We start from the raw sequence: 22353 nt of genomic DNA, 5'->3' as shown, positions 1-22353 counted from the left end.
GAACGACCTTGACGCCCTGAACCACGACCGCTCGGCTCTGCCTGGGTCGAAGGTGGGCGGGATGGAAGCCCCACGACGCTCGCTACGCTCCGGCCGACTCCCGCGAACGGTGCCCTGTCATCCCGGAGTCTGAGCGCCCCCGCCGGAGGCACGTCCTTGAGCCGCGGGACTATTTCCCGCTTCCGTCCGCAGCTCGCCAGCGCGCCGCCGGGCGCGGCCAGCCGGGGCGGAGACAGGAGGCAGGCCGCGCCGCAGAGACGGCGCGCGCCCGCGCCGTGCGCGGGCCTTGATCCGGAGACCTACGACTACGCGGGCGCTGTCCTCTTCAACAACCATGCCGGGGAGCTCTGGCAGCGCTTCACCACCCGACTCCGCCGCGAACTCGCCATCCACGGGGGCGTCCCGCGCCGTGAGCTGGGCGACCATCTCCGCGTCTCCGTCGGCAAGGTCGCCGAATTCCAGAAGCGCGGTGCCCTCCACTTCCACGCCGTCGTACGTCTCGACGGCCCGGAGGGACCTTGTACTCCGCCGCCCTCTTGGGCCACGGTCGCTCTCCTCACTGACACGATCCGCGCCGCAGCCGCGCACTCGTACACGTCCGTCTCCGTCCCGGCTGCCGGTGATCAGGCGTCCCGGACCTTCCGATGGGGACGACAGCTGGACGTCCGCCCGGTCAAGGCCTTCGGCGACGGTTCAGATGTCACCGAACAGGCCGTCGCCTCGTACGTGGCCAAGTACGCCACCAAAGCCGCCGAGAACACCGGCACCCTGGACCGCCGCATCGGGGAGCTCGCCGAACTCGACCGCCATCGCGTTCCCGATCACACCCGCCGACTCATCACCGCGTGCCGTGAGCTCGACAGCCTCTATCCGGACCGGCGCCTCTGGGCCTGGGCCCACATCCTCGGCTTTCGCGGCCACTTCTCGTCCAAGTCCCGCACCTACTCGACCACCCTCGGTGCCCTCCGCCAGGAACGCGCCGACTACCGCGCTATGCAGGAAGCGACCGTCCTCGGCCTGGCCGACCGTGAACCGGACACCGTCCTCGTCATGACGGACTGGCAGTACGTCGGCCACGGGCACACACCCGGCGAAGGGGCTCTCGCCGCCACCATTGCCCGTGATCTCCAGACCAACCGCGAGACCGCCCGCGACGCGCTGAGGGACCGCACCGACAACGAGGGGGAGTGGTGACCGTGGCGGACCGACTGCTCACGGTGAATCAGGTAGCCGAACGCCTAGGCACCGGTCTCCGCTTCCCCCGCCGGCTCATCGAGGAACGCCGCATCACGTTCGTCAAGGTCGGTCGACACGTCCGCATCCCCGAAAGCGCTGTGGAGGAGTACGTCAGCGCGCACACGGTGGCGCCGATCCTCCTGCGGCCCGCCTCGGCGTACTCATACCGGAGGGCCGCCTGATGGCCGCCAAGCGTAAGTCCCGACGCGCCTTCGGTCGGATCCGGAAGCTGCGGTCCGGCCGGTTCCAGGCTCGGTATCCGGGGCCTGACGGCGTGCTGCGTGCCGCTGATCAGACGTTCGCGACAACGACGGACGCCGATCGCTGGCTGGCACGGAAGCGAATCGAGATAGAGGAGGGCCGCTGGCTCGACCCCGCCGAGGGACGGACCACCGTCCGCGATTGGTCGGCACGGTGGCTCACCGCGGTCTCCCCGCAGCTCAAACACAAGACACAGGCGTCGTACCGGTCCCTGATCAACTCACTGATTGTTCCGGCGCTCGGTGACCGTGAGCTTTCCAGCCTCCGGCCTATCACCATCGTCGAGTGGGTCGGTGCGATGAAGACCCGTGGTCTCAGCGCCTCGCGGATCAGGCAGGCCTACCGGGTGCTCTCGCAGATCATGCGGGCGGCCGTCGACAACGAGATGATCGGGCAGACCCCGTGCAGGGGCGTGAAGCTCCCTCGGACGCCGCAGACCGAGCCGCACATCCTCACCCCACTGGAAGCCTCGCGGATCGTGCGGAGCGCGACGAAACCACATGACCTGCTGATCTCCTTGCGCGCCTACGCGGGTCTGCGGGTCGGGGAAGCGTTCGCGTTGCGGCGAGCGGACATCGATGTGTCCGGCGGCCTGGTCCTCGTTGACGAGAACCTGGCCGAAGCGAACGGCACCCTCGTCTTCGACACCCCCAAGTCCCATCAGAAGCGGGTTTTGCAGATCGGGTCGTCACTCGCGGCGCGGATCGGCCGGCACCTGGAGACGCTGCCCGACGGGGAGGATGCTCTCCTCTTCGTCACGCCCGGCGGGAAGCCTCTGCGCTACAACCAGTGGCGCAAGGCGTACTTCGATCCCGCCGTGGCGGCTGCCGGCCTCACTGACGTCACGCCGCACGATCTCCGCGCCTCGCATGGGACGTGGGTCGCCGACCGGTACGGCGTGATGACCGCCGCGCACCGGCTCGGGCACTCGAACGCGAGCGTAACCACTCGGCACTACGCCCGGCCTGTGGCTGGTCGTGACGACCAGGTAGCGGAAGCGGCTGATTCCTGGCTTTCAGGGGGCAACCCCGAGCGCGGGACGCTTGGGCCCGCTTAAGCAGCATTGCGGTGGGCGGCGTAGTGGTCACCTAATTGAGTGAACAGTTGTGCACTCAATTAGGTGACCACTTAATTGCCAACTAATTCCCGCGAAACTGTGTGCGCGCTAATTCGGCGCGCTAATCTCGTGTCACATCGAGTGCATCTCAGATGTGCTTGGGGTGGGCCAGGCTTCAGTTGCTTGGCAATCACCAGAGTGGACGCGCCCCCCGACCACGGTGTCAGTGCAGTTCGAGGGGCCGCCCCTTGGAGTCAGCGGCCGCGTGTCAGCAACCAGACCAGGGCTGCGGATGCGGTAGCTGCTACTACCTCAACCGACACCTGGTAGAACCACTGCTGCACGCGGTCGCTCGTCGTCTTCGACCGCAACCACGTGTGCACGGCTCTCAGGGCTTCGGTGAACTGCTCTCGCAGTTCTGCCCCACTGGATCGCGGTGCCTCAATGAGGCACCGCCACATTTGCGCGAGGCGCATGGCACAACCCTTCTCTTGTAGAGTCAACTAGGCGCTCAAGAGAGGGATATGGACCCGCGGAAAGTATGTCCGACTCGTTCGCCCCGTGTCTCGCGGATCGATGGAATGGTCGGAGCTCGCCGAAGGGGTCTGAATCGGTCCCATGGGGCACGTTGCGGGCACGGCGGCAACCAAGGTGGCCGAGGGGGAGCGTTTGTTGCTGGCTGACCTGCGCTTATGCGGTGACGTCACTGATGGCCGACCGGTCTTGAAAACCGTCGTGGCGCGAGTCACCGTGGGTTCAAATCCCACACCCACCGCGGTGAACGGCCCCCGACCGGGCGAATCGGTCGGGGGCCGTTCGTGTGCGCGGATCCTAGGATGCCCGGCGGGGGCGGTGCCGTAGCGCAGAGGTCGTCGCGCGCGGTCTCCAAAACCGTGAGGACACCGGTTCGAATCCGGTCGGGGCCGCCTCCGCCCTTCCCCCTTCGGGGGTCGCTCATGCGGGCGCTGGGCGCGTGGTTCGCCCCAGGTCAGGGGTTTGGCTCGGGTTTCTCACGCTTGCGGGGGAACCGGAAGCTGTGGGTGGTTCGCCGATGCGGCGGTGGGCAGTTTCGGTCCGCGACGTCGTGATCAGCACCGGGCGGTCGGCCGCCGGCCCGGGTTCAGCCTCAGCCCTACTTCCGGTTCCTGGAGGAACAGACATGGCAAGCATCCGTACCGCTCGTGCCCTCGCCGTTGTTGCCGCGCTGCCGTTGGCAGCCGTTCTCCTCGGCGGAGTGGCCCAGGCGGACAACGGCTCGTTCGCGAGCAGCGGATCGAACGCGGGCGTGGCCACCATCAGCGGCAGCGGGGTCGGGCGGGACAACGCGGGCAACTCCTCGACCTCGCAGCAGCAGGCGACGGGCTCCGGGGCGTCGAACCAGAGCACCTCCGCGCAGGTGAACGGGTCCGCCTTCACTCACCTCGACCAGTCCACGCACACCGTGGCGGTGAACTTCACGAACCTCTGGTGAGCCCCGTGCCGTTCGCGGCCCGGTCGGGGGGCCGGACCGCGACGGACGCACCCGACGGCCCGCCCGCACGCCGCTCCGGCGTACGGGCGGGCCGTCCGTGCGTCAGGGGCGACCCCGACGCCCCGGGTACGCCCCCCTCCACCTACAGGAGGTGGAGGGGGACCCGGCCCTACACCCTGAGGCGGACGCGGTTTCGGGACCTGGGGGCGATTTGGGCGGCGGGACCCGCTCCTAGCGTGGAGGCATGACCACGCCAGTCCGCACGGGCACCCACAGGGGAACCGCACCGGTACGCACGTACGCGTCGGCGCGCACGCCGGGCGCCTCCGGCCGCGCCGCGCACGTGGCGCACACGTCGGCGCCGCACCTCCCGTACCCCTCCTTCACGTCCTTCGTGCAGGCGCGCGGTCCGGTGCTGCTGCGGGCGGCGCGCTCGCTCACCGCCAACCCGAGCGACGCCGAGGACCTGCTGCAGACCGCGCTCACCAAGACGTACGTCGCCTGGGACCGGATCGAGGACCACCGTGCCCTCGACGGCTATGTCCGCCGGGCCCTGCTGAACACCAGGACCTCGCAGTGGCGCAAGCGCAAGGTCGACGAGTTCGCCTGCGACGAGCTGCCCGAGCCGGAGGCCGTTCCCGGGCCCGACCCCGCGGAGCGGCAGTCGCTGCACGACGCGATGTGGCGCGCGGTCCTGAGGCTGCCGGCCCGCCAGCGGGCGATGGTCGTCCTCCGCTATTACGAGGACCTGAGCGAGGCACAGACCGCCGAGGTGCTCGGGGTGTCCGTCGGCACGGTCAAGAGCGCGGTCTCCCGGGCGCTCGGCAAGCTCCGCGAGGACCCGGAGCTGACCTCGGACCGCTGAGCCGGGTCCGCCGCCGAGGCGGAACAGGGTGATCCAGCCCGGTCCCGGGTGGTGTGACATTGCGGGGCGACACCGATTCGTACCCCCGGAAGTAGTGACATACCAAGTGGTATGTGCGCAGAATCAGCGGACCCCTACTGCCGCGTAGCGCCCACCGGGAGGACGCCGTGCTCAGCACCATGCAGGACGTACCGCTGACTGTCACCCGCATCCTGACGCATGGGATGACGATTCACGGGAAGTCGCAGGTCACGACCTGGACCGGAGAGCCGGAGCCGCACCGGCGCAGCTTCGCGGAGATCGGCCGGCGCGCCACCCAGCTCGCCAACGCCCTGCGCGACGAACTCGGCATCGACGCCGATCAGCGTGTGGCGACGCTCATGTGGAACAACGCCGAGCACGTGGAGGCGTACCTCGCCATCCCGTCCATGGGCGCCGTTCTCCACACGCTGAACCTCCGCCTTCCCGCCGAGCAGCTGGTCTGGGTCGTCAAGCACGCCGACGACAAGGTCGTCATCGTCAACGGCTCCCTGCTGCCGCTCATCGCGCCGCTGCTTTCCCAGCTGACGTCGGTGGAACACCTGATCGTCTCGGGTCCCGGTGACCGTTCCCTCCTGGACGGCGCGGCGGTGCGCGTGCACGACTACGAGGAGCTGCTCGCCGGCCGCCCCACCAGCTTCGACTGGCCGGAGCTGGACGAGCGCCAGGCCGCCGCGATGTGCTACACCTCCGGCACGACCGGGGACCCGAAGGGCGTCGTCTACTCCCATCGTTCGATCTACCTGCACTCCATGCAGGTCAACATGTCCGAGTCGATGGGTCTCACCGACAAGGACACCACCCTCGTCGTCGTTCCGCAGTTCCACGTCAACGCCTGGGGCCTGCCGCACGCGACGTTCATGTCGGGCGTGAACATGCTGATGCCGGACCGTTTCCTCCAGCCGGCCCCGCTCGCCGACATGATCGAGCGCGAGCGCCCGACGCACGCCGCGGCCGTCCCCACCATCTGGCAGGGCCTGCTCGCCGAGGTCACCGCCCATCCGCGCGACCTCACGTCCATGGCCAACGTCACGATCGGCGGCGCCGCCTGCCCGCCCTCCCTCATGGAGGCGTACGACAAGCTGGGCGTACGCCTCTGTCACGCCTGGGGCATGACGGAGACCTCGCCGCTGGGCACCATGGCCAACCCGCCCGCCGGGCTGACCCCGGAGGAGGAGTGGCCCTACCGCGTCACCCAGGGACGCTTCCCGGCCGGGGTCGAGGCGCGGCTGGTCGGCCCGGCCGGTGAGCACCTGCCGTGGGACGGCGAGTCGGCCGGTGAGCTGGAGGTGCGCGGCGCCTGGATCGCCGGTGCGTACTACGGGGGCGCGGACGGCGAGGCGCTGCGGCCCGAGGACAAGTTCAGCGAGGACGGCTGGCTGAAGACCGGCGACGTCGGTGTGATCAGCGAGGACGGCTTCCTCACGCTCACCGACCGGGCGAAGGACGTCATCAAGTCCGGTGGCGAGTGGATCTCCAGTGTCGAGCTGGAGAACGCGCTGATGGCCCACCCGGACGTCGCGGAGGCCGCCGTCGTGGCCGTCCCGGACGACAAGTGGGGTGAGCGTCCGCTCGCCACCGTCGTCCTCAAGGAGGGCGCCACCGTCGACTACGAGGCGCTGCGGGCGTTCCTCGCCGAGTCCGGGATCGCCAAGTGGCAGCTTCCGGAGCGGTGGTCGGTCATCCCGTCCGTGCCGAAGACGAGCGTCGGCAAGTTCGACAAGAAGGTCATCCGCAAGCAGTACGCGCAGGGCGAGCTGGACATCACGCGGCTCTGAGCCGCTGCACGGAAAGGGCGAGGGCGGTACGGGTGCGTTCCCGTACCGCCCTCGTCGTATGCCTGTGTACGCCGGTCAGTTCGTGCCGATCTTCGCGAGCAGGTCGACGATGCGGGACTGCACCTCGTCGCTCGTGGAGCGTTCCGCCAGGAACAGCACGGTCTCGCCGGAGCCGAGGCGCGGCAGCTCCGCCTGGTCGATCCCGGCCGAGGTGTAGACGACCAGCGGGGTGCGGTTCAGCTGTCCGTTGGCGCGCAGCCAGTCCACGATCCCGGCGCGGCGGCGGCGTACCTGCATCAGGTCCATCACCACCAGGTTCGGCCGCATCCGGGTCGCCAGCGCCACGGCCTCGCTGTCCGTCGCGGCGCAGGCGACCTGCATGCCCCGCCGCTCCAGCGTCTCCGTCAGAGCGGCAGCGATGTCCTGGTGCTCCTCGATGAGCAGGACGCGCGGAGGGTGCTGCTCGCTGTCCCGCGGCGCGAGCGCCTTCAGGAGTACGGCGGGGTCGGCGCCGTACGCCGCCTCCCGCGACGCCTGTCCCAGGCCCGCCGTCACCAGTACGGGCACCTCGGCGGCGACCGCCGCCTGCCGCAGGGACTGCAGTGCCTTCCGGGTGATGGGCCCGGTCAGCGGGTCCACGAAGAGCGCGGCGGGGAACGCCGCGATCTGCGCGTCCACCTCTTCGCGCGAGTGCACGATCACCGGCCGGTATCCGCGGTCGCTCAGCGCCTGCTGCGTGGAGACGTCGGGCGCGGGCCAGACGAGCAGTCGGCGCGGGTTGTCCAACGGCTCCGGGGGCAGCTCGTCGTCAACCGGCTGCGGGGACGGCCGGTTGGCGACCTCTACCGCGCCACCGGGGCCGTCCAGTGGTTCCGGTCCCTCGGCCGCGCCCTCGTCGGGTGCACCGATGGCGTAGGCGCGTCCTTCGGCTTCGGGCGCGGAGAGCAGCTGCCCCGATCCCTGCCCGTGCACGGTGGGCGCGGGCTGCGCGGGCTGCGGGGGCGCGGGGGCCGGGGCGGGCGGCGTGGGGCGCTCGTCCTGGCCGGGCGCGGGCTCCGGGGGCGCGGCCAGCTTGCGGCGCCGTCCGACGCTGCTGCCGCCGCCCAGGGTCTGGTTCTGCTGGTGGGCGATGTGCTGGGCGAACGGCACGCCCTGCCCCAGCGTGCGCACGCTGAACGCGCGCCCCTGCGTCGAGTCCGACGCGCCCGGCATCGGCGCCTCGGCGGGCAGCGGCTGCCTCCGTGCGTCTGGCGCGGGCGCCAGCGTACGGGGGCGGGCCGGGGGGCCGGCGGGGGTGGCCGTGCCGGTGGTGTGGGTCGTACGTCCGGTGCTCTGCGTCTCCGGAGCGGTGACGGGTGCGGCGGGCCCCTGGCCGGAGGCGTCGTCGTCGTCCCAGCCGCCGGGCTGCGAGGGCGGTCCGGGCCGGTCGGCCGGGGCACCGGTCTGCTCCGGCTGGGCGGGGGGCGCGAAGGGTGCGCCCGGGGTGCCGAGCCTGGGGTCGGTGACCGGTGCGGCGGCCGGCGCGGCTTCGACGGCCGGGCCGGGCGGCGCGGCCGGGCCGGGCGGCGCGGTCTGGGCGGGCGGCGCGGCTTCCGGTGCGGGCAGTGCGAACGGTGCGGGCCGCACCTCCTGCGGACCGGTGTCGCCGTGGCGGGCGCGGCGTCGGCCCGTGGGGGCGGGCTGGGCCTGCGGAGGCACGGGGGCGTGCTCCGGCATCCCGGCGGGGGTGGCGGTGGGGGCGGCGTCCGGCGCGACGGGCAGCCCGGCCCCGGGCTGATAGGCGGCGGGCCCGGCCGGCCGCGTACCCACGCCTCCGCCGTACGAACCGGTCGCGGCGGCCTCGTCCGTACCCACGCCTCCGCCGTACGAACCCGCGGCGGCGGCCTCGTCCGTACCCGCACCCAGGTCGTACGAACCCGACTCGGCGCCCTCGGGAGCCGCATGCCCGACCCCCGCGCCCAGGGACCCGTCAGGCCCCCCGGCAGCAGGGGCCGCCCGGTCCGCGTCGGCGGGCGGGAGGGCGAAGGGGACGCGCGGTCCGGCCTCGGCGGCGGCGGCCCGCTCCTGGGCGGCGGCCAGGGCGCGGCGGCGTCGCCCGGTCGGCTGCGGTGCCGGGACGGGCAGCTCCGGCGCGGGGGCGGCCGGTGCGGGAGCCGGGCGTCCGGCGTGATCAAGGTCCGAGAAGGCGGCGGGCGCCGTGGACTCGACGGCGTTCACGACGGGGGGCAGCGCGAGGCGGCCCTCGTCACTCGCGCTCCCCCGGTGTCCGCCGGCCGGGACCGGGACCTGCGCCCCGGCCGGGACGCCCTGCGGGGGCACCGTCTGCCCGAGCTGAGGCCGCCCACCCTGCGCGCCCTCGGCGGCGGTCACCACGGACCCCTCCGACGGAGCGGCCGCGGGCAGCGCGAGAGCCTGCCCGGGGGTGCCCGTCTCGGCCGGGCTGGGGCGCCCGCGGCGGCGTCCGGAGCCCTCGGTGGCCTGCTGGGCGGGGATCAGCTCGTTCGGGGCGGTTTCGGGAGCGGGGGCGGCACGGCGCGCACGCCGGCGCCCGGTCGGCGCGGCCGCGCCGGTGTCCCCGGGGGCCACTTCCAGCTCGCCGCTGCCGTCGGAGCCGCCCACGGGGCTCTCCAGGAAGGCGTCGGTGGAGGAACGCCGCGCCCGGCGCCGTCCCCTGCCCGCCTCGGGTACGTCGGTCGACGGAGGGCCCGCGTGGTCGGGCTCCCCGAGGGGAACGGACTCGGGCGCCGCCGGAGGAGCCGACACCGCCTGCGGCCCCGGAGGCGCCACGGTCCCCGCGCCGGCGCCGATCGGCACCTCAAGCACGTACGCACTGCCGCTCATGCCCGGCATCTCGTGCGTCTGGAGCACACCGCCGTGCGCGCGGACGATGCCGCTCACGATGGGCACGTGCACCGGGTCTCCCCCGGCGAACGGTCCGCGCACCTCGATGCGTACGACGTCACCGCGCTGGGCGGCGGCGACCACGACGGTCGAGTCGACGTAACCGCCCCCGGGCACGACCCTCGCCTTGCCGGTCGAGTCGACGCCCGCGACGTCCGCGACGAGGTGCGCGAGAGCGGTCACCAGACGTCCGGCGTCGACCTCAGCCTCGATGGGCGGGGCGTGCACCGCGAACTGGGCGCGGCCGGGGCCGATCAGCTCGACCGAGGCGTCGATACCGGCGGTGACGACGCCGTCGAGCAGCACCCGTGTCTTGACCAGCGCCTCGGCACCGGCGTCGAGGCGCTGGTAGCCGAGCACGTTGTCGATCAGCGTCGTCATGCGCGCGTAGCCCGCGGCAAGGTGATGCAGGATCTGGTTCGCCTCGGGCCACAGCTGGCCGGCGGGGTCGGCGGCGAGCGTGGAGAGCTCGCCGCGCAGCTCCTCCAGGGGGCCGCGCAGCGACTCGCCGAGCACGGCGGTGAGCTGGGTGTGCCGGGCGGTGAGGTCGGTCAGCCGTTCGGCCTGTTCCTCCAGCTCGGAGGCGTACCGCTCGGTGCGGTCGGCCAGCTCGGCGGCGTGCGCCTCCGTGAGGGCGGCGAGCTCGGCGGTGTGCCGCTCGGTGAGCTCACTGACCGCGGCGGTGTGGCTCGCGGTCAGCTCGGCGATCTCGTCCTTGCGCCGCTTTTCCAGCTGCTCGTAGGGGCGGCGGTCGGTGAAGGTCATCACGGCGCCGACGAGCTGGTCGCCGTCGCGGACGGGGGCGGTGGTCAGGTCGACCGGCACCTGTTCCCCGCTCTTGGACCACAGCACCTGCCCGCGCACCCGGTGTTTGCGTCCCGACTTCAGCGTGTCGGCGAGTGGGGACTCCTCGTACGGGAAGGGCTCGCCCTCCGCGCGTGAGTGCAGGATCAGCGGGTGCAGCTCCTGGCCGCCGAGATCGCTGGCCCGGAAGCCGAGGATCTGCGCGGCGGCGGGGTTGACCAGGACGACCCGGCCGTCCGTGTCCGTACCGACGACACCCTCGGCGGCGGCGCGCAGGATCATCTCGGTCTGGCGCTGCGAGCGGGCCAGCTCGGCCTCGGTGTCGACGGTGCCGGAGAGGTCGCGCACGACGAGCATCAGCAGCTCGTCACCGGTGTAGCTGCCCCCGTACGAGCCCTGGACGTCCTTGTAGGCCGCCTGGCCGTCCTCCAGGCTGGCGCTGGTGACCTCGACGGGATACTCGTTGCCGTCGGTACGCCGCGCGATCATGCGCGTGGGCTTGGTACGGCCCCGCTCGTCCGCAGCCTCGGGCCGGCGCATCGATCCCGGGATCAGCTTGGAGTCGAACTCCGGCAGCAGATCGAGCAGCCCGCGGCCGACGAGCGCGGTGCCCGGCGACTCGAACATTTCGAGGGCGATGGTGTTGGCGTTGACGACCGTACCGTTGCAGTTGACGAGCAGAAGCCCGTCCGGAAGGGCGTCGAGTATGGCTGCGAGGCGAGCAGCGCCTCGGGATGGCCTGCTGCTCACGACGACGCTTCCTCCCTGATTACTGCACCTTGCCGACAGCGGCCCCATCTTGCCCCTCGGGCCTCAGGCTGTCACTGAAGGAGTCTAAAGGCAGGGGAGGGGCGTGGGACTGCGGATGAGGGGGAGCTCTCACCAAGGTTTGGTGCGTACGTTGTACGGCTCCGAGGCGCATCGCGCGCCGTGGTGACCCGCAGAGGGGCCCCGGGCGCGGTCAGCGCACGTTCGGCAGGACCGGCCGCAGACCGTTCCACCGGGCGATCTCGCACCCGTTGGTCCGCCTGAACGAGGCGTCGACGTGGCGGCCGTGCCAGGTGCCGGTGACCCGGGCGGTGGACTCCCCGCCGTACTGCTGCGTACACATCGCGTCCCGGGGAACCGGCGCGAAGGGGTCCGCCCCCTCTCCCTCCAGCTGGTCCAGCCGCTCGCACGCCTGCGCCGCGACCGGGTGGCTCCCCCCGGCCGGCCCGCACTCCAGCTCGTACCTGCCGTCGGCCTCCGGATTCCCCGACCCGGTGACGACCACGGTGAGCCGCGTTCCCGCGCCCTCGTCCTGGAGGAGCGGCAGGGACAGCGGCAACGGGAGGGGCCCGGAGGCGGCGGTGGCGGCGGGCGCGGCGGCGGACAGCGCGGCGAGGGACGCGACAGCGGTGAGAGCGAGACGGCGCATCATGGCGGACTCCTGTGGCGGAAGAACCTGCGGGGGCGGCGCCCCCGCCCTGCCTAACGCGCCACTCGCCCCGGCGTTGCGCACGGCAACCGCTTTGCCCTCGTGGCCACCCGCCTAGTACCGTAGGCCGCGATTGGTGGCGCGGCGTGCAGCTGTGTCATCATCTGCACGCACCACCCGCGCTCGCGCGGGCGTTGCGCTGGAGGCGTCGCCTAGTCCGGTCTATGGCGCCGCACTGCTAATGCGGTTTGGGGCTTACACCCCATCGAGGGTTCAAATCCCTCCGCCTCCGCACCACACCGAAGCCCCGGTCCCCAGGACCGGGGCTTCGGCCGTTTCTGGCCACGTCCCGGGCGTTTGCCCAGCTCGGGCCGGGTGCAGCCAATGGATTTCGCGTCCCGGCGCAGGTCATGTAATGTTGTTCTCGCAACGCCGACGGGGCAGAAAAAACCCCGGAAGCACAAGCACTCGTAGCTTAACGGATAGAGCATCTGACTACGGATCAGAAGGTTGCAGGTTCGAATCCTGCCGAGTGCACATAGTTGAGAGGCCCGGACGAGAGTCCGGGCCTCTTGCGTTGTAGGGGTTCCGCGTGCGGCGGCTGCACCGACGTGGTGTGGGTGAAGCCGAGGCAGGTCAGCCCTTCGGTCTGGCACAGCCGGTCATCGCGGCCGAACTGGCCCAGCTCACCGGATGGACCTGCTTCGATACCCGCCAGTACAACCAGGCGCGCGTCTACCTCACTGAATCCCTCGAACTGGCCGAGTCCATCGACGACCGCCAGTCCATGGCCAACGTCCTCGCCTGCATGAGTCTCCAGGCCACCTGCCAGGACAAGCTCGGAAGCCCTACACCCAGTTCGGACGGATCAGCACCGGCGATCCGGACCCGGCAGCGGGCACGACACGGCCACGGACGCCCTGGCCCCGGCGGCTGCTATCAGCTCGCAACGAGTCGCCGGCCACCTTCGGGAGTTCTACGAGCAGCTGGAGCTCTTCCGCCGGGAGCCGGCCGCGGTGGCGTTCGAGGCCCGGCTCCGGGAAGTGTTTCCCCGTCAGGTCAACGGATTGCCTCGTCCATGAGCACATAGAGCAGCCCGACCAGGGAGCCACTGCTGACGATCTCCCGGCGGTCGATCATGCCTCGTAGGTCGGCCAACGGGATCCACTCGATCCGGTCCGATTCGTTCTTCTCGGTCGGCGGGCCCTCGCACGTCGCTCCGTCGGCCCGGAAGACGTGGTGCTGGGAGTCGGTGATGCCGTTGGCCGGCTCGGCGTAGATCAACGGCTTGATCGGACCGGGGCGCCAGCCGGTTTCCTCCAGGACTTCACGGGCCGCAGCGTCGGCCGGCGTCTCGCCCTCTTCCACCAGCCCCATGGGCAGTTCCCATGCCCACGCGTCCGTGATGAAGCGGTGTCGCCACATCATCAGCACCTCGCGCCGCTCGTTGACCACGGCAGCCACGGCCAGGTGGCGGAGCTTGACGACGTGGTGCTCCCAGCGGTTCCCGTCCGGCGTCTCGACGTCGGTGAGCCACAGGTTCACCCAGCTGTTCTCGTAGATCGGACGTTCCCCGTGGATCTTCCACTGCATCGCTGCGGCCCCTCTCGATCGGCCTCCAGCATCACAGAACGAACTTCTAGGGCAGCAGAGTTCGGCGACTCAAGGGTTGTCCCGCAATCCCAGGAGTCCGAGGGTCATGCTGTGTCCGGGTCGGTGCCGATGGCGCCGACCGAGCGAAGCGTGTGCCCGAGGTCCTTGGTGAGGATGCGGGGGTGTCTCCGCCACCACCACAGGTCAGGGCCAGGCAGCTTGTGGAGCTGGTCAAGTGCTTGGCCGTCGTCATCGACGGTCGCGGCCTTGTAGCGGTCGTCCAGGGCTTTGACCTGCGGGGTCCAGAGCTGGACGATGTGTTCGTCCAGCAGGAGCCACGCCTCGTGCAGCCAGTTTCGGCAGTACAGGCCGTTGGTGTACTCGTAGATGTCTTCGCTGTAGCCGCGCTCGATGGAGCTGACCAGGGCGGCCCACGCGTTCACCCGTTCAGCGACTGTGAATGCCGTCCGCCAGCCGCGCTGGTGCAACAGCTCTCCCACCTCGGTTTCCGTAGCCACAGGCGTGAGGTTCTCACGCCTGTGGCTACGGACGTGAGGTTCTCACGCCGGATCCGTCCGACGAACGAGATATGTCCCGCCTCTGGCAGTCGAAGAACTACCGGTCCTCCGCCGACCACCAGGTCTTCCTTGACGCCGACACCCGCCTCGTCGTGGCGGTCGGCAGGCACTTGCCCGGCAACCGCAACGACTGCAAGGCGTGGGAGGAGTCCAACGCAAAGGCCGCCGTCGGCACGTATCTGATTTAAGGAAACGGTGAGCATCGTCGAACAGCACCTCACCCGCGTCTACCGCAAGCTGCGGATTCCGGGCCGCCGGGCCCTCCCGGCCGGCCTCGACCTGGAAGTCGCGCACTGCGGCCCGCTGGGGACGTGAGGGGGAGCCGGCGGCGTCCACTCACCGTCCCGAGGCCGCCACCCGGTCCGTTCCGGGCCGCTGTGCCGCCGCGACCGGCCGGCGCCGGGTCGGCAGGCCGGTCGTCGGGTTGGCCACGCCCCAGGCGGCGCCCTTGCAGACCAGCTCCTTGTAGACGGCGGCGATCCGGCCCGTCAGCGCCGCCTTGACCGCGCGGTCGTCGGCGGTGACGTACTGGATGAGGCCGTCCTTGCGGCCGAGCGAGACGCACTGGTTGAAGTAGCGCAGCGGGGTGGACGGGATCTTGGTGCCGGTGAGGCGGGCCGCGAGGGCGTCGGCGGCCTGCCAGGCGGTGGGGACGCCCGAGGCGCAGGACATCCGCAGCGGCTTGCCGCCGGGGCCCGCGACGAGGGCCGCGTCGCCGATCGCGTACACGTCGGGGTGCGAGACCGAGCGCATGGTCGCGTCGACCACGATCCGGCCGGTCTCCGAGGTCTCCAGGGCGGTGGCCGCCGCGAGCGGGTGGACCGCGAAGCCGGTCGTCCAGACGGTGACCGCCGCCGGGAACGAGGTGCCCTCGGCCGTGGTGACGTGACCGGCGCCGACCTCCGCGACGGCGGTGTTCTCGTGGACGGTGATCCCGAGCCGGGCGAAGACCTTGCGGACGTGCGCGCGGCCCGTGGGCGAGAGCCAGTCGCCGAGGCCGCCGCGTGCGGCGAGGGCGATGTCGAGGTCCGGGCGGGCCTCCGCGAACTCGGTCGCCGCTTCGAGGCCGGTCAGCCCGCCGCCGACGATCAGCACGGACTGGCCCGGAGCGAGGCCGGCCAGCCGGTCGCGCAGCTTGAGCGCGCCGGGGCGGCTCGCGATCTCGTGGGCGTGCTCGGCGGTCCCGGGGACGCCCTGGGTGTTCCAGGCGCTGCCGAGGGCGTAGACGAGGGAGTCGTATGCCAGCTCCTCCGCGCCGTCCGCGCTCTCGACGGTGACCGCCTTGCGCTCGACGTCCACGGCGGTGACCCGGCCGACCTTCAGCTCCACGCCCGTTCCGGCGAACATCTCGGTGAAGGGGCGGGGCTTGAGGTCCTGGCCGGCCGCGAGCTGGTGCATGCGGACCCGCTCCACGAAGTCGGGCTCCGCGTTGACGAGGGTGACGCTGACGTCCTCGCGGCGCAGCCGCCTGGCGACGCGGCCCGCCGCGATGGCTCCGGCGTATCCGGCTCCGAGGACGATGATGCGGTGCTGCTGCATGTGCCTGCTCCTGTCTCGCGCGGGTTCGCCCCTGCGGGGTGGTTTCTCGGTCCTTGAACCGGGTAGCCCGCGTTTTCCTGACAGGAGGCAGATGTGACCTGGGTCACTCTGCGCTCAGAAGGCTGTGAGCAGCGGCTTTCCGTGTTCCATGGCCGCCCACCGCCGGGTCGCGCGTTCCAGCTTGTCCGGGTTGACCTGGTTGCGGAACGAGGCGATTCCCTCCGGGGTGACTTCCACGCACATGACGCCGATGACCCGTTCGCCGACGACCGCCAGGACGGCGGTGGAGCCGTTGGCGTGGGTCATGTGCAGCTCGACGGACCCGCCGGTGTACGCGGTCTTCGCCTTGCCCGGCTTGAGCAGGCCGCGCATGAACGTCGCGACGGCCTTCGCGCCCTCGAACGCCTTGGCGCGGGCGGGCACCTTTCCGCCGCCGTCCCCGATGGAGATCGCGTCGGAGGTCAGCAGCTCCACGAGCGGCTCCGTACGGCCACCGGCGGCGGCGAGCAGGAACTCCTCGATGACCCGGCGGGCGGCGGCCTCGTCCACCTCGGTGCGCGTCCGGCCGTCGGCGATGTGCTTCTTCGCCCGGTGGTAGACCTGCTGCACGGCGGATTCGCTCAGGTCCAGGATCTCGGCGATCTCCCGGTGCGGATGGCCGAACGCCTCGCGGAGCACGTACACGGCCCGCTCGCCCGGAGTCAGCCGCTCCATGAGTGTGAGCACGGCGAACGAGACCGACTCGCGCTGCTCCACCGTGTCGGCGGGGCCGAGCATGGGGTCCCCGGCGAGCAGCGGTTCGGGCAGCCAGGCGCCCACGTACGTCTCGCGTCGGGCGCGGGCGGAGGTGAGCTGGTTGAGGCAGAGGTTGGTGAGGACCTTCGTCAGCCACGCCTCGGGGACCTCGATCCGCCCGGTGTCGGCGGCCTGCCAGCGCAGGTAGGTGTCCTGCACGGCGTCCTCGGCCTCGCTCGCCGAGCCCAGGAGGCGGTAGGCGATGGCCTCAAGCCGGGGCCTCGCCGCCTCGAACCGGTCCACGTCCTGCACGGTCGGGGTCATGCCCGGATCCTAGCTCCGGGCGTGCGGACGGCGCGGGCCCGCGGTCTCATACGGCGGCGGGGGCGATGTTCTGGTTGGCGCGGAAGAAGTTCTCCGGGTCGTAGGCGCGCTTGGCGGCTGCCAGGCGCTCGTACGTGGTGCGGTAGGTGGAGCGGACGCGGTCCGGTTCCTCGGCTTCGCCGAGGAAGTTGACGTAGGCGCCGCCCATGGAGTGGGGGTGCAGTTCGGTCCAGTAGTCGACGCACCACTGCCGGATCGGTTCCGCGTTGGCGGGGTCGGGGTCGATGCCCGCGATGACGCCGGACCACATGGCGTCCCGGTAGGCCCACGGCGTCGCGTCAGTGGCGACCCGGTGGGCCGCACCGTCCACCGGATACAGGTGCATGGTCGACAGGGCGGTGGGAAGGGCTCGGCCGTACTTCTCGTGCACCTTGACCGCCGCGTCCGAGACCGAGTCGAAGAAGTCGCCCCGCCAGTACCACTGGAGTCCCTTGGGGATCAGGCCGTCGAACATGGACTGGAGCGCCGGGTAGGGCATGGGGCTGGTGAAGTGGAAGGCGGGCGGGGCCGGGTCGCCGACCACCGACAGCGTGTCCTCCAGGCGGCCGTCCGAGAGGTCGCCGGTGCCGCACCAGACGACGCCGCACATCTTGCGGCCATGGATCTCCTCCGGGAACGGAGGGGCCGGCGGGATGGTCAGCAGGGCGAAGAACCCGTACAGGTCGTCCGGCGCCGCGGGCAGGAAGTCGCGGTACCAGCGCAGGACTTCGCCCGTGCGCTCAACCGGCCACACGGTCACCCCGGCGCCCACGGTGGCCACCGGGTGCAGCCGGTAGGTGAACGAGGTGACCACGCCGAAGTTGCCGCCGCCGCCCCGCAGCGCCCAGAACAGGTCGGGGTGCTCCGTCTCGGAGGCGGTGACGAAGGTGCCGTCGGCCAGGACGACGTCCGCGGAGACCAGGCTGTCGATCGTGAGGCCGTACGCGCGGGTCAGATAGCCGTGGCCGCCGCCCAGCGTGAGGCCGCCCACGCCGGTGGTCGACATGATTCCGGCCGGTACTCCCAGGCCGAACGTGTGCGTGGCGTGGTCGAGATCGCCGAGCAGGGCGCCTCCGCCCACCTGTGCCGTCCGTGCTTCGGGGTCGACGCGCACCGAGCGCATCGGGGACAGATCGAGGGTCAGCCCGTCCTCGATGAGGCACAGGCCGGGACCGCTGTGTCCGCCGCCGCGGACGGCCAGTTCGCGTCCCGTGTCCTGGGCGAACGCGAGGGTGGCTCGTACGTCCGCCACGTCGGCGCACCGGGCGATGGCGGCGGGGCGGCGGTCGATCATGGCGTTGTACAGGCTGCGGCTCTCGTCGTAGTCCGCATCCGCCGGAGTGGTGACGGTACCGCGCAGAGTGGTGCGAAGGCCGTCGAAAGCAGTGCTGTCGATGCTGGTCATGGGGGAACACCTCTGAGGGGTGCAGGTCGCGCACCCGCTGCTTCAAGTGTGACCCAGATCACGCGCCACACCTATGTGTGGGACCGTTGCGGGGTTCGCAATCGTCCGTCCGCAGGAGCCCGGGAGTCCGTAATGGAATGGCAGTGCACCGGCCTCCGTTGGCCCGAGGGCTCCGACGGCCCCGCGCTGGGCTGGCGCAAGGGGACGCGAACGCGGGCGAGTGCCCTGGCCTACGGAGCGGAGTTCGGCTTCCGGGCGTCCGGTGAGCGGCGCTGTTCCGGGGCCCGGGGCAACGCGTGCCCGCTGGGTGCCGTCGTCCCGGCGGGTTCCACGGGTGGGCGCTGCCCGGAGTGCGGGCGGCTCGACCGGGCGCACTCGGTGGCCGCCGACACGATCCCGGACGACCCCCGCACGTACCGGGTGTACCTCGCGTGGTTCGGGCCCGGCATGGTGAAGGTCGGGATCACCGCGGAGGAGCGGGGCGCGGCGCGGCTGCGGGAGCAGGGCGCTGTGGTCTTCAGCTGGCTGGGCCGGGGGCCGCTCATGGCGGCGCGCCGGGCCGAGGAGGTGCTGCGGGCGGCCCTCGGGGTCCCGGACCGCATTCCGTACGCCCGCAAGCGGGAGGCACGCCGGGCCCTCCCGGACGCGGCGGACCGGGCCGCCGAGGTCGCCGGGCTGTACGGGAAGGCGGCGGCCCTGGAGGGTGCGGGCCTGCCGGAGGCACTGGAACCGCTGCCGTTCGCGGCCGTGGACCACGCGGAGGTGTTCGGGCTGGGGGAGGTGTCCGGTCCGGTCCGCGCGGTGACCGGACTGGTGGACGGGGGCGCGGTGGCGGGGAGGCTCGTCGCGGCGGCCGGTCCCGACCTGCATCTGGACGCGGGTCCGCAGGGCCTCGTGATCGTGGACACCCGGCTGATGACCGGCTGGGCGCTGACGGCGGCCGGGGCGGGCGCGGCCGGGGCCGGGACGCCGACCGTGGTGGTGGGGGGCGGGGCGGCGCAGGACGGGCTGTTCTGAGAGGGTCGGCCGTATGGGTGACGATCGCGACGACGTGGTGCGGTTCCGGCAGCGGCTCGGACTGCCCGGACTCATCGACGTACACACGCATTTCATGCCGGAGCGGGTGCTGCGCAAGGTGTGGGCGTACTTCGACATGGTGGGCCCGCTGACCGGGACGGAGTGGCCGATCGCCTACCGGCACGAGGAGGCGGAACGGCTGGCCCTGCTCCGCTCGTTCGGGGTGCTCCGCTTCACGTCGATGCTGTACCCGCACAAGCCGGGGATGGCCGCCTGGCTGAACGACTGGGCGGCCGGTTTCGCCGCGCGGACGCCGGACTGCCTGCACACCGCGACGTTCTTCCCCGAACCGGACGCCGGGCGCTATGTGCGAGAGGCCGTGGAGGCGGGGGCCCGGGTCTTCAAGGCGCACCTCCAGGTCGGCGCGTACGACCCGAACGACCCCCTGCTCGACCCGGTGTGGGGTCTGCTCGCGGAGGCGGGCATCCCGGTCGTGGCGCACTGCGGCTCGGGCCCGGCTCCCGGCGAGCACACCGGCCCCGGACCCATCGGTCGCGTCCTCGCTCGGCATCCCCGGCTGCCGCTGATCGTGGCGCACATGGGGATGCCTGAGTACGCGGAGTTCCTGACGCTCGCGGAGACGTACCCGGAGGTCCGGCTGGACACGACGATGGCGTTCACCGACTTCGTCGAGGACGCCAGCCCGTTCCCCCCGGCGGAGCTCGGCCGTCTCGCGGCTCTCGGCGACCGCGTCCTGCTGGGCACGGACTTCCCGAACATCCCGTACCCGTACGCCCACCAGCTGCACGCGCTGGAACGCCTGGGGCTGGGCGACGACTGGCTCCGGGCGGTCTGCCACGACAACGCGAAGGCGCTGTTCGGCGTCTGAGGCCCGCGCCGCGGCTTTCTCAGGGAATTCACAGAAACGGAAAAGGACTCTCTCAGAGCCGTCTCACAGGCTGGCGTCATGACGACGACGACCTCGCCCCAGGGGCGTACCGAACTGCTCAGGCCGGACCGCACCCCCGTGCGGGTGCTGGTCGTGGACGACGAGGCCTCGCTCACGGAGCTGCTGTCGATGGCGCTCCGTTACGAGGGCTGGGAGGTGCGCAGCGCGGGGGACGGCGCGGCCGCCGTGCGCACCGCCCGCTCGTTCCGGCCCGATGTGGTCATCCTCGACGTGATGCTGCCCGACATGGACGGCCTCGCCGTCCTCGGCAGGCTGCGGCGGGAGCTCTCCGACGTGCCGGTGCTGTTCCTGACCGCGCGGGACTCCGTGGAGGACCGGATCGCCGGGCTCACGGCGGGGGGCGACGACTACGTCACCAAGCCGTTCAGCCTGGAGGAGGTCGTGGCCCGGCTGCGCGGCCTGATCCGGCGGTCGGGGACGGCGGCGGCGGCGCGCGGCGAGTCGCAACTCGTCGTGGGCGACCTGATGCTGGACGAGGACAGCCACGAGGTGAGCCGGGGCGGGAAGAACATCCACCTGACGGCGACGGAGTTCGAGCTGCTGCGGTTCCTGATGCGCAATCCGCGCCGGGTGCTCAGCAAGGCGCAGATCCTGGACCGGGTCTGGAACTACGACTTCGGCGGCCAGGCCAACGTGGTCGAGCTGTACATCTCCTACCTGCGCAAGAAGATCGACGCGGGCCGCGCGCCCATGATCCACACCCGGCGCGGGGCGGGATATCTGATCAAGCCCGGTGAGTAGCGGAGTGCGGCGGCCGTGGACCCTGCGCACCCGCCTCGTGGTCTCGGCGGTGACGCTGATCGCCGTGGTCGCCGCCGTGATCGGCTCGGTGACCGCGATCGCCTTCCACAGTTACATGTACGGGAAACTCGACGACCAGCTGCGGGACATCACGGTCCGGGCGCAGCGGGCGCCCGGTCTTCCCGCGCCCGGGGGCCCCAAAACGTCCCCGGAGCGTGATCCGCTCGGCTTCATCGGCATGGGCGGTCAGCCGCTGCAGACCTTCGGCGCCCTGGTCGAGCGGGGGGAGATCACGGACTCGGCCGTCGTGAAGGACGGCGGGTTCGAGGCCGGCGAGAACACCGAACCGCTGACCGCAGCCCAGCGGGACGCCGTGTCGGCGGCCGGTGTCACGGCGGACGACCGGGCGCACGACGTCGAGCTGCCCGGCCTGGGCGGCTACCGGGTGCGGGCGGTGCCCGTGAGCGGCGGCGGAACGGTCCTCGTGGGCATCCCCACCACCGAGGTGAGCCGTGCGCTGGGCACCCTGATCCTGGTGGAGGTCTGCGTGACCGGTGCCGGGCTCGTCGCGGCGGGCATCGCGGGCGCGGCGATGGTCGGGGTGGCGCTCCGCCCGTTGCGCCGGGTGGCGGCGACGGCGACCCGGGTCTCCGAACTACCGCTGCACAGCGGCGAGGTGGCCCTCCTCGAACGCGTCCCGGACGCGGAGGCGGACCCGCGGACCGAGGTCGGCCAGGTCGGCGCGGCGCTGAACCGGATGCTGGGGCATGTGGGTTCGGCCCTGGACGCGCGGCAGCGCAGCGAGACGCGGGTGCGCCGGTTCGTCGCGGACGCCAGCCACGAGCTGCGGACGCCGCTGGCCTCGATACGCGGCTACGCCGAACTCACCCGGCGCGGCCGGGAGAACCCCGGTCCGGACACCCGGCACGCGCTCGGCCGCATCGAGTCGGAGGCGCAGCGGATGACGGGCATGGTCGAGGACCTGCTCCTGCTCGCCCGGCTGGACGCGGGCCGCCCGCTCGCGTACGAGAGCACCGATCTCTCGCCGCTCGTCGTGGACGCGGTGAGCGACGCCCGGGCGGCGGACCGTGCCGAGCCCGCCCGCCACTGGCGCCTCGACCTGCCGGACGCCCCCGCGACGGTCCGCGCCGACCCCACCCGCATCCACCAGGTCCTGGTCAACCTCCTGGCCAACGCCCGTACCCACACCCCGCCCGGCACCACGGTCACCGCCCGTGTCCTGGCCGCCCCCGACGCCCCCTGGGTCGCCCTGGAGGTCCAGGACGACGGGCCCGGCATCCCCCCGGACCTCCTCCCCCACGTCTTCGAACGCTTCGCCCGGGGTGACGCCTCCCGCTCCCGCCACGCCGGATCGACGGGCCTCGGCCTGGCGATCGTCCAGGCGGTGGTGTCGGCCCACGGCGGCGCGGTGGAGGTGCGGTCGGTGCCGGGGGAGACGGTGTTCGCCGTACGGCTGCCGGTGGAGCGGGACCCGTCCGGTGTGCCCGCACGGCGTCACGAGGACCACTCACAGAGGGACCACAGCCTCAGCACACGCCTGTGACAGCGCCGTTGGCGACCGT

16 protein-coding genes, 3 tRNA genes and 2 pseudogenes are annotated in these 22353 nt (G+C 71.9%); 14 read left to right on the top strand and 7 right to left on the bottom strand.

The genetic code is table 11. The annotated features are described in order from the left end of the window. Window positions 1-204 precede the first annotated feature (204 nt). The 7 genes and pseudogenes from ACZ6C6_RS26375 to ACZ6C6_RS26345 form a co-directional block, all read left to right on the top strand. A pseudogene (locus ACZ6C6_RS26375) lies at window positions 205-1194 on the top strand (replication initiator); the annotation flags it as partial. 2 nt (window positions 1195-1196) lie between these two features. Further along, window positions 1197-1418 (top strand): helix-turn-helix domain-containing protein, encoded by a 222-nt coding sequence (locus tag ACZ6C6_RS26370; RefSeq protein ID WP_469205902.1) that lies wholly within the window; start codon window positions 1197-1199, stop codon window positions 1416-1418. Continuing rightward, a complete protein-coding gene (locus tag ACZ6C6_RS26365) occupies window positions 1418-2554 on the top strand; it encodes a tyrosine-type recombinase/integrase (protein ID WP_469205900.1) in 1137 nt (378 codons plus the stop codon). Before ACZ6C6_RS26370 ends, ACZ6C6_RS26365 begins: the two co-directional genes overlap by 1 nt. A 694-nt stretch (window positions 2555-3248) precedes the next feature. Continuing rightward, window positions 3249-3331: transfer RNA gene (locus ACZ6C6_RS26360), tRNA-Ser, on the top strand. Window positions 3332-3713: 382 nt separating this feature from the next. Next, the gene (locus tag ACZ6C6_RS26355) at window positions 3714-4025 is read left to right on the top strand and encodes a hypothetical protein (RefSeq protein ID WP_469205897.1); all 312 of its coding nucleotides are present in this window, start codon (window positions 3714-3716) and stop codon (window positions 4023-4025) included. A gap of 244 nt (window positions 4026-4269) precedes the next feature. After that, window positions 4270-4890: a SigE family RNA polymerase sigma factor gene (locus ACZ6C6_RS26350; protein WP_469205895.1), complete on the top strand. Its 621-nt coding sequence runs from the start codon at window positions 4270-4272 to the stop codon at window positions 4888-4890. 167 nt (window positions 4891-5057) lie between these two features. Then, window positions 5058-6707 carry a long-chain fatty acid--CoA ligase gene (locus ACZ6C6_RS26345; protein WP_469205893.1) on the top strand — a complete coding sequence of 550 codons (1650 nt, stop codon included), beginning with the start codon at window positions 5058-5060 and terminating at the stop codon, window positions 6705-6707. A 75-nt stretch (window positions 6708-6782) separates the two neighbouring features. Here ACZ6C6_RS26345 and ACZ6C6_RS26340 read toward each other — a convergent pair whose 3' ends face one another. Further along, on the bottom strand, window positions 6783-11162 hold the full coding sequence (locus ACZ6C6_RS26340; RefSeq protein ID WP_469205891.1) for a response regulator: 4380 nt from the start codon (window positions 11160-11162) through the stop codon (window positions 6783-6785). Between the two features lie 211 nt (window positions 11163-11373). After that, a complete protein-coding gene (locus ACZ6C6_RS26335) occupies window positions 11374-11832 on the bottom strand; it encodes an SSI family serine proteinase inhibitor (protein ID WP_469205889.1) in 459 nt (152 codons plus the stop codon). A gap of 198 nt (window positions 11833-12030) precedes the next feature. Here ACZ6C6_RS26335 and ACZ6C6_RS26330 point away from each other — a divergent pair. Together ACZ6C6_RS26330 and ACZ6C6_RS26325 are read left to right on the top strand one after the other, a co-directional pair. Then, a tRNA-Ser gene (locus ACZ6C6_RS26330) sits at window positions 12031-12121 on the top strand. A 172-nt stretch (window positions 12122-12293) separates the two neighbouring features. Continuing rightward, a tRNA-Arg gene (locus tag ACZ6C6_RS26325) sits at window positions 12294-12366 on the top strand. A gap of 522 nt (window positions 12367-12888) precedes the next feature. Here ACZ6C6_RS26325 and ACZ6C6_RS26320 read toward each other — a convergent pair. Further along, window positions 12889-13422, bottom strand: coding sequence for an NUDIX hydrolase (locus ACZ6C6_RS26320; protein WP_469205887.1), 534 nt, complete (start codon window positions 13420-13422; stop codon window positions 12889-12891). Window positions 13423-13526: 104 nt separating this feature from the next. Continuing rightward, window positions 13527-13940: a hypothetical protein gene (locus tag ACZ6C6_RS26315; RefSeq protein WP_469205885.1), complete on the bottom strand. Its 414-nt coding sequence runs from the start codon at window positions 13938-13940 to the stop codon at window positions 13527-13529. 86 nt (window positions 13941-14026) lie between these two features. Between ACZ6C6_RS26315 and ACZ6C6_RS26310 the strand changes: the two are divergent. Continuing rightward, window positions 14027-14182 (top strand): annotated as a pseudogene (locus ACZ6C6_RS26310) (IS5/IS1182 family transposase); the annotation flags it as partial. A 154-nt stretch (window positions 14183-14336) separates the two neighbouring features. Here ACZ6C6_RS26310 and ACZ6C6_RS26305 read toward each other — a convergent pair. From ACZ6C6_RS26305 to ACZ6C6_RS26295, 3 genes are all read right to left on the bottom strand, one after another. Next, window positions 14337-15539 (bottom strand): NAD(P)/FAD-dependent oxidoreductase, encoded by a 1203-nt coding sequence (locus ACZ6C6_RS26305; RefSeq protein WP_469205884.1) that lies wholly within the window; start codon window positions 15537-15539, stop codon window positions 14337-14339. A gap of 114 nt (window positions 15540-15653) precedes the next feature. Continuing rightward, window positions 15654-16598 carry an RNA polymerase sigma factor SigJ gene (gene sigJ, locus ACZ6C6_RS26300; RefSeq protein ID WP_469205881.1) on the bottom strand — a complete coding sequence of 315 codons (945 nt, stop codon included), beginning with the start codon at window positions 16596-16598 and terminating at the stop codon, window positions 15654-15656. 46 nt (window positions 16599-16644) lie between these two features. Next, window positions 16645-18042, bottom strand: a complete 1398-nt coding sequence (locus ACZ6C6_RS26295) for an FAD-binding oxidoreductase (protein ID WP_469205879.1) — start codon at window positions 18040-18042, stop codon at window positions 16645-16647. Between the two features lie 132 nt (window positions 18043-18174). Between ACZ6C6_RS26295 and ACZ6C6_RS26290 the strand changes: the two genes are divergently transcribed. From ACZ6C6_RS26290 to ACZ6C6_RS26275, 4 genes are all read left to right on the top strand, one after another. Continuing rightward, window positions 18175-19059: a DUF2797 domain-containing protein gene (locus ACZ6C6_RS26290; RefSeq protein WP_469205877.1), complete on the top strand. Its 885-nt coding sequence runs from the start codon at window positions 18175-18177 to the stop codon at window positions 19057-19059. 13 nt (window positions 19060-19072) lie between these two features. Continuing rightward, entirely contained in the window at window positions 19073-19948 is an 876-nt protein-coding gene (locus tag ACZ6C6_RS26285; protein ID WP_469205875.1) for an amidohydrolase family protein, read from the top strand. 78 nt (window positions 19949-20026) lie between these two features. Next, window positions 20027-20770 (top strand): response regulator transcription factor, encoded by a 744-nt coding sequence (locus tag ACZ6C6_RS26280; protein WP_469205873.1) that lies wholly within the window; start codon window positions 20027-20029, stop codon window positions 20768-20770. A gap of 4 nt (window positions 20771-20774) precedes the next feature. Beyond that, window positions 20775-22334 carry a sensor histidine kinase gene (locus tag ACZ6C6_RS26275; RefSeq protein ID WP_469206147.1) on the top strand — a complete coding sequence of 520 codons (1560 nt, stop codon included), beginning with the start codon at window positions 20775-20777 and terminating at the stop codon, window positions 22332-22334. Window positions 22335-22353 lie beyond the last annotated feature (19 nt).

This window comes from Streptomyces sp. NPDC041814 (genome assembly GCF_055590565.1).
Note: the sequence above shows the minus strand (reverse complement) of the source record. Positions and strands in the feature narration are given on the sequence as shown.

Bases quoted from the DNA above. Each gene is read 5' to 3' on its own strand.
- ACZ6C6_RS26365 (WP_469205900.1), top strand. From the start codon at position 1,418: ATGGCCGCCAAGCGTAAGTCCCGACGCGCCTTCGGTCGGATCCGGAAG.
- ACZ6C6_RS26355 (WP_469205897.1), top strand. From the start codon at position 3,714: ATGGCAAGCATCCGTACCGCTCGTGCCCTCGCCGTTGTTGCCGCGCTG.
- ACZ6C6_RS26350 (WP_469205895.1), top strand. From the start codon at position 4,270: ATGACCACGCCAGTCCGCACGGGCACCCACAGGGGAACCGCACCGGTA.
- ACZ6C6_RS26335 (WP_469205889.1), bottom strand. From the start codon at position 11,832: ATGATGCGCCGTCTCGCTCTCACCGCTGTCGCGTCCCTCGCCGCGCTG.
- ACZ6C6_RS26320 (WP_469205887.1), bottom strand. From the start codon at position 13,422: ATGCAGTGGAAGATCCACGGGGAACGTCCGATCTACGAGAACAGCTGG.
- ACZ6C6_RS26305 (WP_469205884.1), bottom strand. From the start codon at position 15,539: ATGCAGCAGCACCGCATCATCGTCCTCGGAGCCGGATACGCCGGAGCC.
- sigJ (WP_469205881.1), bottom strand. From the start codon at position 16,598: ATGACCCCGACCGTGCAGGACGTGGACCGGTTCGAGGCGGCGAGGCCC.
- ACZ6C6_RS26295 (WP_469205879.1), bottom strand. From the start codon at position 18,042: ATGACCAGCATCGACAGCACTGCTTTCGACGGCCTTCGCACCACTCTG.
- ACZ6C6_RS26290 (WP_469205877.1), top strand. From the start codon at position 18,175: ATGGAATGGCAGTGCACCGGCCTCCGTTGGCCCGAGGGCTCCGACGGC.
- ACZ6C6_RS26285 (WP_469205875.1), top strand. From the start codon at position 19,073: ATGGGTGACGATCGCGACGACGTGGTGCGGTTCCGGCAGCGGCTCGGA.
- ACZ6C6_RS26280 (WP_469205873.1), top strand. From the start codon at position 20,027: ATGACGACGACGACCTCGCCCCAGGGGCGTACCGAACTGCTCAGGCCG.